Consider the following 14,531-nt stretch of genomic DNA (forward strand, 5'->3'; position numbering starts at 1 on the left):
CCGTGGTCGCGCTGAAAGCCGGCGACATTGATCGTTTTGTCGCCAAGCCGCCGGCGAATGTCCACGCGATCCTGGTCTACGGACCCGATACGGGGCTTGTGTCCGAACGGGCACAGGCCCTCGTTGCCGCCTACAGCGCCGGCAACGACGACCCCTTCAGCCAGGCAAAGCTCGATGCCGGCGATCTCGTTTCAGATCCGAATCGGCTGATCGACGAGGCCCTCACCATTCCCCTGTTCGGCGGCCGCCGCACCATCTGGGTCAAGGATGCCGGAGGCCGCAACCTGCTGCCTGCCGTCACTCCCGTGGTCAACCTGCTCGACTGCCCCGCCGTGGTGGTGATCGAGGCCGGCGATCTGAAGAAGGGCACAGGCCTGCGCAAGCTGTTCGAGAACGACAAGCGTGCCGTCGCCGTGCCCTGCTATGCGGACACAGCCAGGGACCTGGAAACGCTCATAGACGAGGAAACACGGGCGGCCGGGCTCACCATCACCCGGGAAGCCCGCGCGAGCCTGCACGGCCTTCTGGGCGCCGACCGTATGGCCAGCCGTGGCGAGCTGCGCAAACTCTGCCTCTATGCCCACGGCAAGGGCCGCATCGACACGGATGATATCGAGGCGATCATCGGCGATGCTTCGGCCTTCGAACTGTCCGAGCTGATCGACGCGGCAGCCGGTGGCGACTTGCCCGCCCTCGACCACGGGCTTGAACGCCTGGATGCAGCAGGCAGCAACGCCTCCGTGATCGCCGGTCAGACCCTCGCGCATTTCCAGTGGCTGCATCGCCTGCGCGCCGACGTTGACAGCGGCACCCCGGCCGCGCAGGTCATCGAAACGGTGAAGCCGCCGGTGTTCTTCAAGCGCAAGCCAGCCCTCACCCGGCAGCTGTCGATCTGGAACTCCCAGGACCTGGAGAAGGCGATGGACCGGCTTTACGACGCCATGCGCATCGCCCGCCTTAATGACCGCATCGGCATGCCGGTCCTGTCCGAAGCCCTGCTGACCCTAGCCCGCGTCGCCACAGCCCGCAGCAGATCTCGCAGATAAAACAAAAGCGGCCCGGAAAATCCGGACCGCTTCCGATTCGAAAATCCTAACGAACCCTTAACGGGTTTCGATGCCCAGCTTGCGGCACAGCTCGTCGAGCTGCTCCAGCGAGGCATACTTGATCTTCAGCTCGCCCGAATCCTTGCCTGCCTTGTGGCCGATGGCGACCTTCAGCCCGAGGCTGTCGGTGAGGCGCTTTTCCAGGGCGCGAGTGTCCGCATCCTTCTCCACCTTGGCCGCAGGATCCTTGCTGCCGGACAGCTTTGACAGGATCTCCGGATCCTGTGCCAGCTTCTCCGCCTCGCGCACCGACAGACCCTTCTCGACGATCAGCTCGGCCAGCGCCGACGGATCCTCCAGCGTGATCAGCGCGCGCGCGTGGCCCGCCGTGATCAGCCCTTCCGACAGATAGTCTTTCACGGCATTCGGCAGCTTGAGGAGGCGCATGGTGTTGGCGACATGGCTGCGGCTCTTGCCGATCAGGCGCGCCAGATCATTCTGGCTGTAGTTGAACTCGGCCGTCAGCTGCTCATAGCCGAGCGCCTCTTCGATCGGGTTGAGATCAGCGCGCTGCACGTTCTCGATGATCGCCAGCTCAAGCGCTTCCTGGTCGGTGATCTCGCGGATCAGCACCGGCACGTCATGCAGGCCCGCCCGCTGTGCGGCCCGCCACCGGCGCTCACCGGCGATGATCTCGAAATGGTTCGGCTTGCCCGCGGCCGGACGCACCAGGATCGGCTGGATGATGCCCTTCTCGCGGATGGAGTCGGTCAGCTCCGTCAGATCCTTCTCGTGGAAGGTCTTGCGCGGATTGCGCGGGTTCGGCTCCAGAAACTCGATCGGAACCTTGCGCGTGTCGCGCGGCGGGGTCTTGTCCGCCTGCACTGCCGCCTGATCCTGCGAGGCCGGAACGATGCCCGCATCTCCGATCAGTGCCGCAAGGCCCCTGCCCAGCCGCTTGTTGCGTCCACCGTCTTCAGCCATCGTGTGTCTCCGCTTGGCGCTCGTCATATCGTCAGAATGGAAAACGCGGCGCTGCCGCCGCGTTGGATATCATGCTTTGCAAGCCCTCGCGGGCCAACCGGTCTCAGGCCGCGACGCGGCGCAGTTCCCGCTCACGCTGAATGATCTCGGAAGCAAGCCGCAGATAGGCCTGGCTGCCGGAGCACTTCAGGTCGTAGAGCAGCGCCGGCTTGCCATAGGACGGCGCTTCCGAAATGCGCACGTTGCGCGGGATGATGGTCTCGTAGACCGCATCGCCCATCGTCTCGCGCACGTCGGCCACCACCTGGCTCGAGAGGTTGTTGCGGCTGTCGTACATGGTCAGCACGATGCCGTGGATGGTCAGCTCGTTGTTGAGCGCGTTGCGCACCTGCTCGACCGTCGACAGCAGCTGCGACAGACCTTCCAGCGCGAAGAACTCGCACTGCAGCGGCACCAGGATCGAGTGCGACGCCGACAGCGCGTTGATCGTCAGAAGGTTCAGCGACGGCGGGCAGTCGACCAGCACATAGGAGAAGCCCATCTCGCGGAACAGCCGCGACGAGGCAAACTCGTCGATGGCCTTGCGCAGGCGATAGGCGCGATCGGCGCTGGAGGCAATTTCCAGCTCGAGGCCGAGAAGATCCATCGTCGACGGAGCGACCCAGAGACGCGGCACCGCCGTCTCCTTCACCGCCTCTTCCATGCTGCAGTCACCACAGAGCACGTCATACGTCGACAGCGCCCGGTCGCGGCGATCGATCCCGAGACCCGTCGAGGCGTTGCCCTGCGGATCAAGGTCGACGACCAGCACTCGCTCGCCGATGGCGGCAAGAGCGGTACCAAGGTTGATGGCCGTCGTCGTCTTGCCAACGCCACCCTTCTGGTTGGCCAGCGCCAGAACGCGCGGGGTTTCAGGAAGCCTGTTCATCAGCGGGAACCTTCCTCGTCAGATCGGGCCGTCAGGTTGGAGAGGATCAACATGCGGCTCTCGGGATCAATGAGACTGGCCTTTTCTACCAGATCAAAGGCCCATGCGTGAGACGCTTCATTAACCTCACGCTGAAAATCGCGCCCTTTGTGGAAAACAGCCACCGCGCCCTGGTCCATGAACGCCCGGGAAAACCCCAGCAGAAGGTCCAGCGCCGCCAGCGCACGCGCTGAAACCGCATCCACCGGACCATGCGTCCATTGTTCCGCAACCGACTCGATCCGGGCCGGAATGACGGTGCCACTCGATCCGGTCTCGCGCAGGGCAGTGCGCAAGAACGCCGCCTTGCGCTGGTTGCTCTCGACGAAATAGACATGGGCGCCCGGAGTGTCGGCAAGGAGGATCGCCGTAACGATCCCGGGGAACCCCGCCCCGCTGCCGAGGTCCACCCACCGTTTCGCCTCCGGCCGCACCAGATACGGCTGCAGGCTGTCGGCCACGTGCCGCCGCCAGATCTCCGGGATTGTCGCCGGTGAGATCAGGTTCTGGGCCGGCTGCCAGCGCAGCACCAGATCCACGTAGGTTTTCAACCGGGCTTCAGTTTCACGTGAAACAGAGGCGTATTCCCGCAGAACATGCGGGCCATCGAGGGGGTTTGTCCCAGCCATATTCACAGGTCCTTCACGCCGCCCCGCGCCGTTCCTGGCGCTTGACCTGAGACAGCAACAAGGTCAGGGCGGCCGGCGTCATGCCGTCCATGCGCGATGCCTGGCCAATCGTCGCCGGCCGCACCGTTTCGAGCTTTTGCTTGATCTCGTTCGACAGCCCGGCCAGCGCAGAGAAATCGAACGCATCCGGAATGGTCAGAGCTTCATCGCGGCGAAGAGCAGCGATATCGGCCGCCTGCCGATCGAGATAGACCGCATAGAGCGCATCCGTCGCCACCTGCTCCGCAATCGAGGCCGGAATGTCGGCCAGCTGCGGCCAGACCGGATAGAGCTGATCCACCGTCATGTCGGGATAGGACAGAAGATCAAAGGCGCTGCGCCGGATGCCGTCCTGGTTCAACGGTAGGCCCTGTTTCACCGCCTGGGCCGGTGTGATCGACAGACCCTGCATGAGCGCCCTCGCTGCATCGAGTTCCTGAAGCTTTGTCTCGAACGCAGCCTGACGGGAAGACCCGACACATCCAAGCGCGATGCCCGAAGGTGTCAACCGCTGATCGGCATTGTCCGCCCGCAGCGACAGACGGTATTCGGCGCGGGACGTGAACATGCGGTAGGGCTCGGTGATGCCGCGCGTCACCAGATCGTCGATCATGACGCCGATATAGCCCTGCCCCCGATCCACGACGAAATCCCGGGCCGATCCGCCCGCGCGCAATGCGGCATTGAGGCCGGCAACCAGCCCCTGCGCCCCCGCCTCTTCATAGCCAGTCGTGCCGTTGATCTGGCCGGCGAGGAACAGCCCCTTGCAACGCTTGGCCTCCAGCGTCGTCGTCAGTTCACGTGGATCCACGTGGTCATACTCGATGGCATAACCCACCTGCAGCACCGACACGTTTTCGAGACCCGGAATGGTCTTGAGAAACGCCAGCTGCGCATCCTCCGGAAGAGAGGTGGAAATGCCATTCGGATAGACCGTATGGTCGTCGAGCCCTTCCGGTTCCAGGAAGATCTGATGTCCGTCGCGATCTCCGAAGCGGACGATCTTGTCCTCGATCGACGGACAGTAGCGCGGCCCGCGCCCCTTGATCTCGCCGGAATACATCGCCGACCTGGACAGGTTCTCGCGAATGATCCGGTGCGTCTCATCCGTTGTGCGGGTGATGTGGCACGAGATCTGCGGCGTCGTGATTGCAGTCGTCATCGTGGAGAACGGTACCGGCTCGTCATCCCCCGGCTGCTCTTCAAGTTGCGCCCAGTCAATGGTGCGACCATCCAGACGCGCCGGCGTTCCGGTCTTGAGGCGCCCGAGTGCAAAGCCAATGTCTTCGAGCGACGCCGACAGACCCAGCGCCGGACCCTCACCGACACGACCCGCCGGGATCTTGCGATCACCGATATGGATCAGCCCCCGCAAGAATGTCCCCGTCGTCAGCACCACGGAACCGCAGCTGATCGCGCGGCCATCCTTGAGCGCCACACCGCAAATCACGCCATCCTGGCGCAGCAGCTGATCCGCCTCTCCCTCGACGACTTCGAGATTTGCCGCAGACCGGATCTCCGCCTGCATGGCTTCGCGATAGAGCTTGCGATCCGCCTGGGCGCGCGGCCCACGCACCGCCGGACCCTTGCGCCGGTTGAGCATGCGAAACTGGATACCCGCCCGGTCCGCGACGCGCCCCATCAGACCATCCAGCGCATCGATCTCGCGCACCAGATGCCCCTTGCCCAAACCACCGATGGCCGGATTGCAGGACATGACCCCGATGGTCTCGAACCGATGCGTGACAAGAGCGGTGCGCGCGCCAAGCCGCGCCGCAGCCGCAGCCGCCTCGCAGCCGGCGTGACCTCCACCGATCACCACAACATCAAATCGCAACGACTCAGTCATCCGCACCGCACCCATTCGACGCAGACCAATGCCTGCCCGTCACCGTGTTTCAATTGGAAGGAACGCCCGGAACCTGACCTGGCTACCCGCCTTGCGGACAGCGCGACTCTCCGGCCAAACCGGTTCACGTATTCGCTTCCTTATAGGGAATCCGACCTGCTTTGGTCAAAGTGATTTCACGTGAATCAACCCGGACAATTACCAAGGCGACACGGATTCACGTGAAACACCCGCCGCCTGATCCACGCATTACCGGGCCGCTGATTCACGTGAAACAAGTTGCGTCGAACCTGAAATGATTCACGTGAAACATGGGTCGGTTCGACAACGAACCGGATTCACGTGAAACATTCACTTGCCGATACAAAACTCGCTGAAGATCACATCGAGCAGATCCTCAACGTCGATCCGCCCGGTGATCCGGCCCAGGCTATCGCCGGCCCGCCGCAAGTCCTCTGCCCTGAGTTCCACCGGCAGATACGTCTGACGAAGAGCTTCATCGAGACCATCGAGACAGGATCGGAGGTGATGCTGGTGTCGCTGCCGCGTCGCCACCAACGTCTCACCCCGCCCAAACATCTCGCCAGCAAAATGAGAAAGCGCATCCAGCAACCCGGCGAGCCCCTCCCCTTTTGCAATCGACAAAGCAAAACCAAGCTCTGTTTCGGATGAGTCTCGTTTCGAAGGAGTCTCAAGATCGGTCTTGGTCCGAACCAACCAGACCGGAACCGACTCAATCCTGATGGCATCGGGCAGTCCATTGTCCCGATCATCTGGTGCCGGTCCACCTGGTTCCTGCAGCCAGAGAACAAGGTCGGCAGCACGCCCTCGCTCGGTCGCCCGGCGGATGCCTTCCAGCTCGACCCGGCCCGCATCGCCTCGAAGTCCCGCGGTGTCCGCCAGCGTGACAGGATAGCCACCAAGATCCAGATGCACTTCGATCACGTCGCGAGTGGTCCCCGCCTCCTCGGTGACAATGGCGACATCCCGGCCGGCAATGGCATTGAGCAGGCTCGACTTGCCGGCGTTGGGCGCTCCCAGCAGAACGACCTGCAACCCTTCCCGCAAACGTTCACCACGCGGCCCGGCAGCCAGATGGGCAGCCACCTCATAGCGGAGCGCGCCCGCCTCCCGCCAGACCTCATCGGCAACACTGCCGGGAACATCGTCCTCATCGGCGAAGTCGAAGTCCGCCTCGATCATCGCCCGCATGTGCAGGAGACGTTTGCGCCAGCCCTCATAGAGCCGGCCGAGCGCGCCATCCATCTGCCGATAGGCCTGACGTCGTTGCGCCTCGGTCTCGGCCGCAATGAGATCGGCAAGACCCTCGACCTCTGTCAGGTCCATCCGTCCCTGTTCGAAAGCCCGGCGGGTAAACTCCCCGGCCTCGGCAGGACGAAGGTCAGGAAGCCGTCCAAGCGCTGCCAGCACCGCCGCAACGACCGCCCTGCCACCGTGGCACTGCAGTTCCACCACATCTTCTCCAGTGAAGCTCGCTGGTCCTGGGAACACGACGACAAGGGCCTGATCCAGCACCTCGCCGGTCTGCGGATCCTTGAGTGTACTGAGGCTTGCCTTGCGCGCTGGAAACGACCGGCCAGTCAGCGCCGACAAGGCCGCCAGCGCCGACGGGCCACTAAGGCGGATCACCGCAACGCCGGACGGCAGCGCACCACTGGAGAGGGCATAGATCGTGTCATGCATCGAACTGAACCGAACCTGACTGCAACAAGCGAAATAACCTGACCCAGCCGCATACAGGCTTCTGCAGCGGATGCCTAGTCATGCGCCGTGATCGATGCGCAGCCGATTCGATCCGGCGCAGACGACATGCCTCGTCCCGTGTCACTGCCCGATCAATCCGCCGCCGATTCAAATGGAGGTCAATTTTCGGCGCTGCCACGGCTGCTGTTTCACGACCGATGTTTCACGTGAATCGGGGATGTCGTCGCTGATCCCTATGTCCGCGCCAGCCGATACAAAACATGCGGAGCGAGCAGATGATCTTGCGCCAGCATCGGATGCAGAAAATCGTCCGCCGGGTCGCGGACCATTCCCAGCCGCTGCATCACCTTCTGTGACGGGATATTGGTCACGGTGGTGAAGGCAACGATCTCGTCAAGGCCGAGTGTTTCGAAACCGAATCCTATCCAGGCCCGGGCCGCCTCGGTGGCATAGCCCTGCCCCCACGCTGATCGGACCAGACGCCAGGCGAACTCGACGCAAGGATCGAACGGCAAGGGCTTGTCGTAGGATGGCCTGTTGAGCCCCACGAAGCCGAGGAAGGCACAGTCCGCCTTCCGCTCCACGGGAAACACGCAAAAGCCGTCAGCGGCCAGTTTTGCCCGCGCACGCTCCATCATGGCAGCAGTCCCGTCCCGGTCCATCACCGACGGAAAATATCGCATGACCTCCGGATCGGCATTCATCGCTGCAAACGCGTCGAGATCCCTGTCTTCCCAGGGGCGGAGAATGAGGCGCTCTGTTTCAAGACGGATCATGGGAATGCCTTTCGATACGCGTCCGATTCAAATCCAGTGAGGGGTAGCTGTCAAAACGAAAGGCGCCGGTGTTGCCGCCGGCGCCTTTGAAACTGAACCGGATCCGATTCGGATCAGGTGTTCATGCTGTCGAAGAAATCGTCGTTCGACTTGGTCTGCTTGAGCTTGTCGAGCAGGAACTCGATCGCATCGACCGTACCCATCGGGTTGAGGATGCGGCGCAGGACGAATGTCTTCTTGAGACGTTCCTGCGGTACCAGCAGCTCTTCCTTGCGGGTACCGGAGCGCTGAATGTCGATGGCCGGATAGACGCGCTTGTCGGAGATCTTGCGGTCCAGGATGATTTCGGAGTTACCCGTTCCCTTGAACTCTTCGAAGATCACTTCGTCCATGCGGCTGCCAGTGTCGATCAGCGCGGTCGCGATGATGGTCAGCGAACCACCCTCTTCGATGTTACGTGCGGCACCGAAGAAGCGCTTCGGGCGTTGCAAGGCGTTTGCATCAACACCACCGGTCAAGACCTTGCCCGAAGACGGCACGACGGTGTTGTAGGCGCGGCCGAGGCGGGTGATCGAGTCCAGCAGAATGACCACATCGCGGCCATGCTCTACCAGGCGCTTGGCCTTCTCGATGACCATCTCGGCAACCTGCACGTGGCGCGTTGCCGGTTCGTCGAAGGTGGAGGACACCACTTCGCCCTTCACCGTCCGCTGCATGTCCGTCACTTCTTCCGGACGTTCATCGATCAGCAGAACGATGAGGTAGCATTCGGGATGATTGGTGGTGATCGACTTTGCGATGTTCTGCAGGAACACCGTCTTGCCGGTGCGCGGCGGCGCGGTGATCAGGGCGCGCTGGCCTTTGCCGAGCGGCGCAACAAGATCGATGATGCGCGACGAGAGATCCTTCGAGGTCGGATCGCCCATTTCCATCTTGAACCGCTCATCGGGATAAAGCGGGGTGAGGTTGTCGAAGTGGACCTTGTGCCGGGTCTTCTCCGGATCCTCGAAATTGATGGTGTTGACCTTCAGCAGCGCGAAATAGCGCTCGCCTTCCTTCGGGCTGCGGATCTGGCCTTCGACGGTGTCGCCGGTCCGCAGGGAGAAGCGGCGGATCTGTGACGGCGAAACATAGATGTCGTCAGGGCCCGGAAGATAGTTCGCATCCGGCGAACGCAGGAAGCCGAAGCCGTCCTGCAGGACCTCGACCACGCCTTCGCCGATGATCTCGACATCCTGCGCCGCAAGGTTCTTCAGGATCGCGAACATCAGCTCCTGCTTGCGCATGGTGCTGGCGTTTTCAACTTCAAGCTCTTCCGCGAAGGTCAGAAGCTCGGTCGGGGTTTTGGCTTTCAGGTCTTTGAGTTTCATTTCCCGCATAAATTGGGGTCGTTCTCTGTTGGGTGGGAGATGAGTACGCGGAAGGACGCTTCTGATTTCCGAAACGCGATTGAAGATCGGCTACAGAAGTGAAGTCTCGGCGTGTGCCGGCGTGAGGGATGCCGACTAGCTTCGCCCTTGGGCTCGTTTCGGGGGTGCACCCCGCGCGCCTTTCGTGAAGTTGGCAGCGAACATAGCTGCTTCGCCCAAGTCCCGCAAGAGCGTTATCGCGCCAGCGGAACCTGGAAGTTCGTGTATACGTAGCGGCACTTAGAATGGCTTGACGATAACCAGGATAACAATGCCAATCATCAGCAGCGTCGGGACTTCATTCAGGATGCGATAGAACCGTGCAGGCCGCGTGTTTTCGTCGCGCGCAAAGACCTTCACGCAGCGCGACAGGTATCCATGCACGCCGGACATCAGAAGCACCAGCGTGAGCTTGGCGTGAAACCAGCCATCGCGAAACGCATCCAGCTCATAGGCAAGCCACAGTCCGAGGATCCAGGCCACGATCATGGCCGGATTGATGATCGCCTTCAGCAGCCGCCGTTCCATGACCTTGAAGGTCTCGGACTGCGGTGACCCGACCGGAACATCAGCGTGATAGACGAACAGCCGGGGCAGATACAGCATCCCGGCCATCCAGGCGATGATGGCGATGACATGCAGCGACTTCAGCCAGAGATAGAGATCCATCGTGTCCTCCTCATCCCTGCCGCACGCGCTCGACCATCCGGGCCACATGCGCCGGATCAGTCTCTGGCGTTACGCCATGGCCAAGATTGAAAATCAGCGGACCCTGCCCCAGCGCCTCGAGCACATGGGCGATGCCATCGTCCAGCGCCGCGCCACCGGCAACCAGTCGCATCGGATCGAGATTGCCCTGGATGGGTACCGACTTCTGGATCGACTGGGCGATGTGATCCGGCGCGGTCCAGTCAAGGCCCACAGCATCCACACCTGTGCCAGCCACATAGGCCGCCAGGCGGGCTGACGATGCCTTCGGGAAGCCGATGATCCGCGCATCCGGCCGGGCTGCCTTCACGCCGGCAACGATCTGGCGGGTTGGCTCGATCGACCAGCGGGCAAAGCCGGCATCGTCGAGAACACCCGCCCACGTGTCGAAAATCTGCAGGGCGTCGGCGCCGGCATCGAGCTGGCGGATCAGATAGGCGATGGATGCGACGACAAGCTCGTCGATGAACCGCTGCATCAGGGCCGGATCGCGATAGGCGCCAACCCGGGCGGCTGTCTGGTCCTGCGTCGTATGACCTGCGACCGAGTAGCAGGCAACGGTCCAGGGGGCTCCGCAGAAGCCCAGCAGCGTGGTCTCTTCCGGAAGCTCGCGGCGCAGACGGCGGACCGTTTCGATCACCGGCGCCAGATGAGCCTCTGCTCGTCCCTGCTCAAGCCGGTCCAGCACATTCTGCGACAGAGGTTCGAGAACAGGTCCACGCCCTTCCTCAAAGCGAACCGGATAGCCGATGGCATCCGGAACGACGAAGATGTCCGAGAACAGGATCGACGCATCAAAGCCGTAACGGCGGATCGGCTGAAGCGTCACTTCCGTTGCCAGATCCGGATTGTAGCAGAAGTCGAGGAAGTTCTTCGCCTTGGCCCTGGTCTCCCGGTACTCGGGCAGATACCGCCCTGCCTGTCGCATCATCCAGACCGGTGGCGGGTAGAGCCTTTCACCAGCAAGTACGCGCATGACGGCCCGGTCGTTCGATTTCATGGCTCGGTCCTTTTTCCCGTCAGGGCCCCAGTAAGGGAGTCTCGGTAGATTTGAATCTGTTTCTTATTCTTAAGGGTGGATTACCGGGATCATTCGTTGTCCACAATCCATCCTCTGACTTTTCGCGCCGGGATGAATCGCCGCGCGGTCTGGACAAGCATCGGGGATTGAATCCGGCTGAATCAAAAAAAGAAGCGAAAACAAAAGCTTGGCCTGTTGTTAATGCTTCCTTAAGACTTGTGGCCGAAGTGGATAAACTGAGGGTGAGGCCGGAAGGCCCTGTTGATCCACATGAGTGCCGAACCGTTTCGGCATCGGTTGCCGCGATTTTACGATCTGTTAATGAAATCGGCTCAGCGGGGATGACTTTTCCTGCCTGGAGCTGGAGAGGCCGGGTTGTCCCCCGCCATCCACATGCGAGAGGATTTGTTGTGGGAAAATCCAGACACTACTTCCACCTCCATCTCGTGTCCGATTCGACCGGCGAGACGCTGATGACCGTGGCGCGTGCCGCGACCGTTCAGTACGAGGCGGTGCAGGCCATCGAACATATGTATCCGCTGGTCCGCACCCACAAGCAGCTCGACCGTGTCATCGGCCAGATCGAGCAGGCACCGGGCATCGTGCTCTACACTCTGGTCGACAAGGAGATTGCCGAGCGGCTGGAACGGTTTTGCCGCGAAATTGGTATCCCTTTCGTTAACATCCTCGATCCTGTCTTCGCTGTTTTTCAGTCCTACCTCAATGTGCCCTTCACCCGGCGTCCCGGCGGGCAGCACGCGCTTGATGCCGAGTACTTCAAGCGCATCGATGCGCTGAACTACACGATGATGCATGACGACGGTCAGATCGCGGATAACCTCAATCAGGCCGACATCGTTCTCGTCGGCATCAGCCGCACCTCGAAGACCCCGACCTGCATCTATCTCGCCAATCGTGGCATCAAATGCGCCAACGTCCCGATCGTCCCCGACATTCCCCTGCCTGAGGATCTGACCCGCCTGACGCGCCCGCTCGTTGTTGGCCTGATTGCCTCACCCGAGCGCATTCAGCAGATCCGTCAGAACCGTGTGCTCTCGCTTAATTCCGAGGGCTATAATGATCTCTACATCGACCGGCGCGAGATCGCCCGGGAGATCGCGGCCACCCGGCGGCTGTGCGTGGAACAGGGCTGGCCCTTGATCGATGTCACCCGCCGCTCCATTGAAGAGACGGCGGCAGAGATCATGGAACTCTATCGCCACTTCAGGAACGCCGGAGAGGCTCAGTCCCTCGCTTGACCGGCCCAGCAAACGGAAACTCTCATGGCCCTTGTGCTCGCCAGCGGAAGCCGGATTCGCGCCACTCTGCTTGCAAATGCCCGGCTCGATTTCACGGTCGACCCGGCAACCGTTGATGAACGCGCCGTTGAAGCGCCGCTGCTGGAGGCAGGCTTCCCCCCTGAGGACATCGCCCAGGTGCTGGCGGAGGCCAAGGCCCTCGACGTCGCCGGCCGCCGGCCGCAGGATCTGGTGATCGGCGCGGATCAGGTGCTTGGCCTTGGCAATGCGCGCTTCACCAAGCCGGCTGACATGGAAGCAGCCCGCCGCCAGCTGCTGGGCCTGTCCGGCAAAACTCACGAGCTGCATTCTGCGGTCGTTCTGGCGCGCGGTGATGAAGTCCTCTGGCGTCATGTCTCGACCGCCCGGCTGACGATGCGAGCTCTGTCCCCAGCTGAGATTGGCCGGTATCTGGCGCTCGCCGGGGATGCGGTCCTGTCCAGCGTCGGCTGCTATCAGCTGGAAAACGTCGGCGTCCGGCTGTTCGAGCGGATTGAAGGCGACTATTTCACCATTCTCGGCCTGCCCTTGCTGCCGCTGCTGGGCGAGCTTCGCGCCCTTGGGGAGACCGACGTATGACCGACCTCCGCCGATCCGCGATCACCGGCTGGCCCGTCGCCCAGTCACGCTCCCCGCTCATTCACGGTTACTGGCTGAAAAAGCATGGCATTGCCGGCGACTATGGCCGCGTGGCCGTCGCACCGGAAGATGCCGAACGGTTCTACCGGGATCTGGCCGCATCCGGGCTCACCGGCTGCAATGTCACGGTGCCGCACAAGGAGCTGGCGGCATCGCTTTGCGACTGGCTGGATCCGGCGGCCACGGCCATGGGTGCGGCCAACACGCTTTGGCTGGACAATGGCCGGCTGTGCGGCGCCAACACCGATGGTCTCGGCTTTCTGGGCAACCTCGACGAGGCTGCGCCGGGCTGGGACAAGACCAAGGGGGCGGCCGTGGTCCTGGGCGCAGGCGGTGCTGCGCGGGCGATCGTCTGGGCCTTGCTCTCGCGCGGCTTCGCTCCAGTACACGTGATCAACCGGACCGAGGAAAAAGCCAAGGCAATCGCAGATCATTTCGGCAGCGACGTTGTGGCTCATGCGTGGGACAAGCTGGGGACTGTGCTTGAACAGGCCCGGGTTCTGGTCAACACTACATCGCTCGGCATGATGGGCAAGCCCGAGCTGGACATCGACCTTTCCGGATTGCCGCAGGATGCCCTGGTGACCGATGCGGTCTATGTTCCCCTGGAAACCGGCCTCCTGCGCGCGGCAAGGGAGCGGGGCAACGTTTCCGTCGATGGTCTCGGCATGCTGCTGCATCAGGCTGTAAATGGCTTTGAACGCTGGTTTGGTTTTCGGCCGCAGGTTGATACAGAGCTGCGCAACCTGATCCTCGCCGATCTGGATGCCGCCAAATGATCCGTCTGGGTCTCACCGGCTCGATTGCCATGGGCAAATCGACCACGGCCAAGCTGTTTGCCGAGGCCGGGGTTCCGGTGCACGACGCCGACGCGACGGTGCATGCGCTGTATTCTGGTCGGGCTGCGCCACTGATCGAGGCCGCCTTTCCGGGTACCGTCGCTGGTGGCATCGTCGACCGGACACGCCTTGGAAATGCAGTGCTCGGCAAACCCGAGGCCATTGCCCGTCTCGAGGCCATCGTGCATCCGCTCGTCCGCGAGGAGGAACTGGCGTTTCTGGACAGAAGCCGCAGGGAAGGACGGCGGATTGTCGCCCTCGACATCCCCTTGCTGTTCGAAACGCGCGGCGAGCACCGTGTCGATGCCGTCGCGGTCGTTACAGCCAGGCCCGAAACCCAGCGTGCGCGTGCGCTGGCACGGCCGGGCATGACGGTTGAACGTTTCGAGGCGATCCTCGCGCGGCAGATGCCGGACGCCGAGAAGCGCCGCCGGGCGCATTTCCTCGTCGAGACTGATCATGGAGTGGACGCCGCGCGGCGCTCCGTCGCCAGCATCCTGCGTGCGCTGGCCGGTCGGGGCTAGAGCCCCGGCAGCCAAAGGCCGGGCACCGCTGGCAAGCAAGGCAGGATAACGATGTTTTCGGATTGCATGGCCGCCAGT

14 protein-coding genes are annotated in these 14,531 nt (G+C 62.5%); 5 read left to right on the plus strand and 9 right to left on the minus strand.

What is annotated here, in order from left to right:
- The first annotated feature begins 2 nt into the window (after positions 1-2).
- Entirely contained in the window at positions 3-1,046 is a 1,044-nt protein-coding gene (holA, locus tag OVA12_RS12160) for a DNA polymerase III subunit delta (protein ID WP_268137666.1), read from the plus strand.
- Positions 1,047-1,103: 57 nt separating this feature from the next.
- On the opposite strand, the gene OVA12_RS12165 is transcribed toward holA, so the two are convergent.
- From OVA12_RS12165 to hemE, 9 genes are all read right to left on the minus strand, one after another.
- Positions 1,104-2,030, minus strand: coding sequence for a ParB/RepB/Spo0J family partition protein (locus tag OVA12_RS12165; protein WP_268137668.1), 927 nt, complete (start codon positions 2,028-2,030; stop codon positions 1,104-1,106).
- Positions 2,031-2,133: 103 nt separating this feature from the next.
- The gene (locus OVA12_RS12170; protein ID WP_106754466.1) at positions 2,134-2,958 is read right to left on the minus strand and encodes a ParA family protein; all 825 of its coding nucleotides are present in this window, start codon (positions 2,956-2,958) and stop codon (positions 2,134-2,136) included.
- Positions 2,958-3,626 (minus strand): 16S rRNA (guanine(527)-N(7))-methyltransferase RsmG, encoded by a 669-nt coding sequence (rsmG, locus tag OVA12_RS12175; protein WP_268137671.1) that lies wholly within the window; start codon positions 3,624-3,626, stop codon positions 2,958-2,960. Before rsmG ends, OVA12_RS12170 begins: the two co-directional genes overlap by 1 nt.
- Before the next feature lie 13 nt (positions 3,627-3,639).
- Positions 3,640-5,514 carry a tRNA uridine-5-carboxymethylaminomethyl(34) synthesis enzyme MnmG gene (gene mnmG / locus OVA12_RS12180; protein WP_268137673.1) on the minus strand — a complete coding sequence of 625 codons (1,875 nt, stop codon included), beginning with the start codon at positions 5,512-5,514 and terminating at the stop codon, positions 3,640-3,642.
- 351 nt (positions 5,515-5,865) lie between these two features.
- Positions 5,866-7,218, minus strand: coding sequence for a tRNA uridine-5-carboxymethylaminomethyl(34) synthesis GTPase MnmE (gene mnmE, locus OVA12_RS12185; RefSeq protein ID WP_268137675.1), 1,353 nt, complete (start codon positions 7,216-7,218; stop codon positions 5,866-5,868).
- Positions 7,219-7,472: 254 nt separating this feature from the next.
- Positions 7,473-8,015, minus strand: a complete 543-nt coding sequence (locus OVA12_RS12190) for a GNAT family N-acetyltransferase (protein WP_268137677.1) — start codon at positions 8,013-8,015, stop codon at positions 7,473-7,475.
- Between the two features lie 113 nt (positions 8,016-8,128).
- Positions 8,129-9,394: a transcription termination factor Rho gene (gene rho, locus OVA12_RS12195; RefSeq protein WP_268137678.1), complete on the minus strand. Its 1,266-nt coding sequence runs from the start codon at positions 9,392-9,394 to the stop codon at positions 8,129-8,131.
- 270 nt (positions 9,395-9,664) lie between these two features.
- A complete protein-coding gene (gene hemJ / locus OVA12_RS12200; protein ID WP_268137679.1) occupies positions 9,665-10,093 on the minus strand; it encodes a protoporphyrinogen oxidase HemJ in 429 nt (142 codons plus the stop codon).
- A gap of 10 nt (positions 10,094-10,103) precedes the next feature.
- Positions 10,104-11,132 carry a uroporphyrinogen decarboxylase gene (hemE, locus tag OVA12_RS12205; protein WP_268137680.1) on the minus strand — a complete coding sequence of 343 codons (1,029 nt, stop codon included), beginning with the start codon at positions 11,130-11,132 and terminating at the stop codon, positions 10,104-10,106.
- A 431-nt stretch (positions 11,133-11,563) separates the two neighbouring features.
- Between hemE and OVA12_RS12210 the strand changes: the two genes are divergently transcribed.
- From OVA12_RS12210 to coaE, 4 genes are read left to right on the plus strand one after another with little or no spacing between them, the layout of a single operon-like run.
- Entirely contained in the window at positions 11,564-12,412 is an 849-nt protein-coding gene (locus tag OVA12_RS12210) for a pyruvate, water dikinase regulatory protein (RefSeq protein ID WP_268137681.1), read from the plus strand.
- A gap of 24 nt (positions 12,413-12,436) precedes the next feature.
- On the plus strand, positions 12,437-13,030 hold the full coding sequence (locus OVA12_RS12215; RefSeq protein WP_268137682.1) for a Maf family protein: 594 nt from the start codon (positions 12,437-12,439) through the stop codon (positions 13,028-13,030).
- Positions 13,027-13,869, plus strand: a complete 843-nt coding sequence (locus OVA12_RS12220) for a shikimate dehydrogenase (RefSeq protein WP_268137683.1) — start codon at positions 13,027-13,029, stop codon at positions 13,867-13,869. The genes OVA12_RS12215 and OVA12_RS12220 overlap by 4 nt, the downstream gene beginning before the upstream one ends.
- Positions 13,866-14,453: a dephospho-CoA kinase gene (gene coaE, locus OVA12_RS12225; RefSeq protein ID WP_268137685.1), complete on the plus strand. Its 588-nt coding sequence runs from the start codon at positions 13,866-13,868 to the stop codon at positions 14,451-14,453. Before OVA12_RS12220 ends, coaE begins: the two co-directional genes overlap by 4 nt.
- The last annotated feature ends 78 nt before the right edge of the window (positions 14,454-14,531 follow it).

The sequence above is a fragment of the Pannonibacter sp. SL95 genome (assembly GCF_026672425.1).
Taxonomy (GTDB): Bacteria; Pseudomonadota; Alphaproteobacteria; order Rhizobiales; family Stappiaceae; genus Pannonibacter.

Coding starts and splice junctions, on each gene's coding strand:
- OVA12_RS12165 (WP_268137668.1), bottom strand. CDS start 2,030: ATGGCTGAAGACGGTGGACGCAACAAGCGGCTGGGCAGGGGCCTTGCG.
- OVA12_RS12170 (WP_106754466.1), bottom strand. CDS start 2,958: ATGAACAGGCTTCCTGAAACCCCGCGCGTTCTGGCGCTGGCCAACCAG.
- rsmG (WP_268137671.1), bottom strand. CDS start 3,626: ATGGCTGGGACAAACCCCCTCGATGGCCCGCATGTTCTGCGGGAATAC.
- mnmG (WP_268137673.1), bottom strand. CDS start 5,514: ATGACTGAGTCGTTGCGATTTGATGTTGTGGTGATCGGTGGAGGTCAC.
- mnmE (WP_268137675.1), bottom strand. CDS start 7,218: ATGCATGACACGATCTATGCCCTCTCCAGTGGTGCGCTGCCGTCCGGC.
- OVA12_RS12190 (WP_268137677.1), bottom strand. CDS start 8,015: ATGATCCGTCTTGAAACAGAGCGCCTCATTCTCCGCCCCTGGGAAGAC.
- rho (WP_268137678.1), bottom strand. CDS start 9,394: ATGCGGGAAATGAAACTCAAAGACCTGAAAGCCAAAACCCCGACCGAG.
- hemJ (WP_268137679.1), bottom strand. CDS start 10,093: ATGGATCTCTATCTCTGGCTGAAGTCGCTGCATGTCATCGCCATCATC.
- hemE (WP_268137680.1), bottom strand. CDS start 11,132: ATGAAATCGAACGACCGGGCCGTCATGCGCGTACTTGCTGGTGAAAGG.
- OVA12_RS12215 (WP_268137682.1), top strand. CDS start 12,437: ATGGCCCTTGTGCTCGCCAGCGGAAGCCGGATTCGCGCCACTCTGCTT.
- OVA12_RS12220 (WP_268137683.1), top strand. CDS start 13,027: ATGACCGACCTCCGCCGATCCGCGATCACCGGCTGGCCCGTCGCCCAG.
- coaE (WP_268137685.1), top strand. CDS start 13,866: ATGATCCGTCTGGGTCTCACCGGCTCGATTGCCATGGGCAAATCGACC.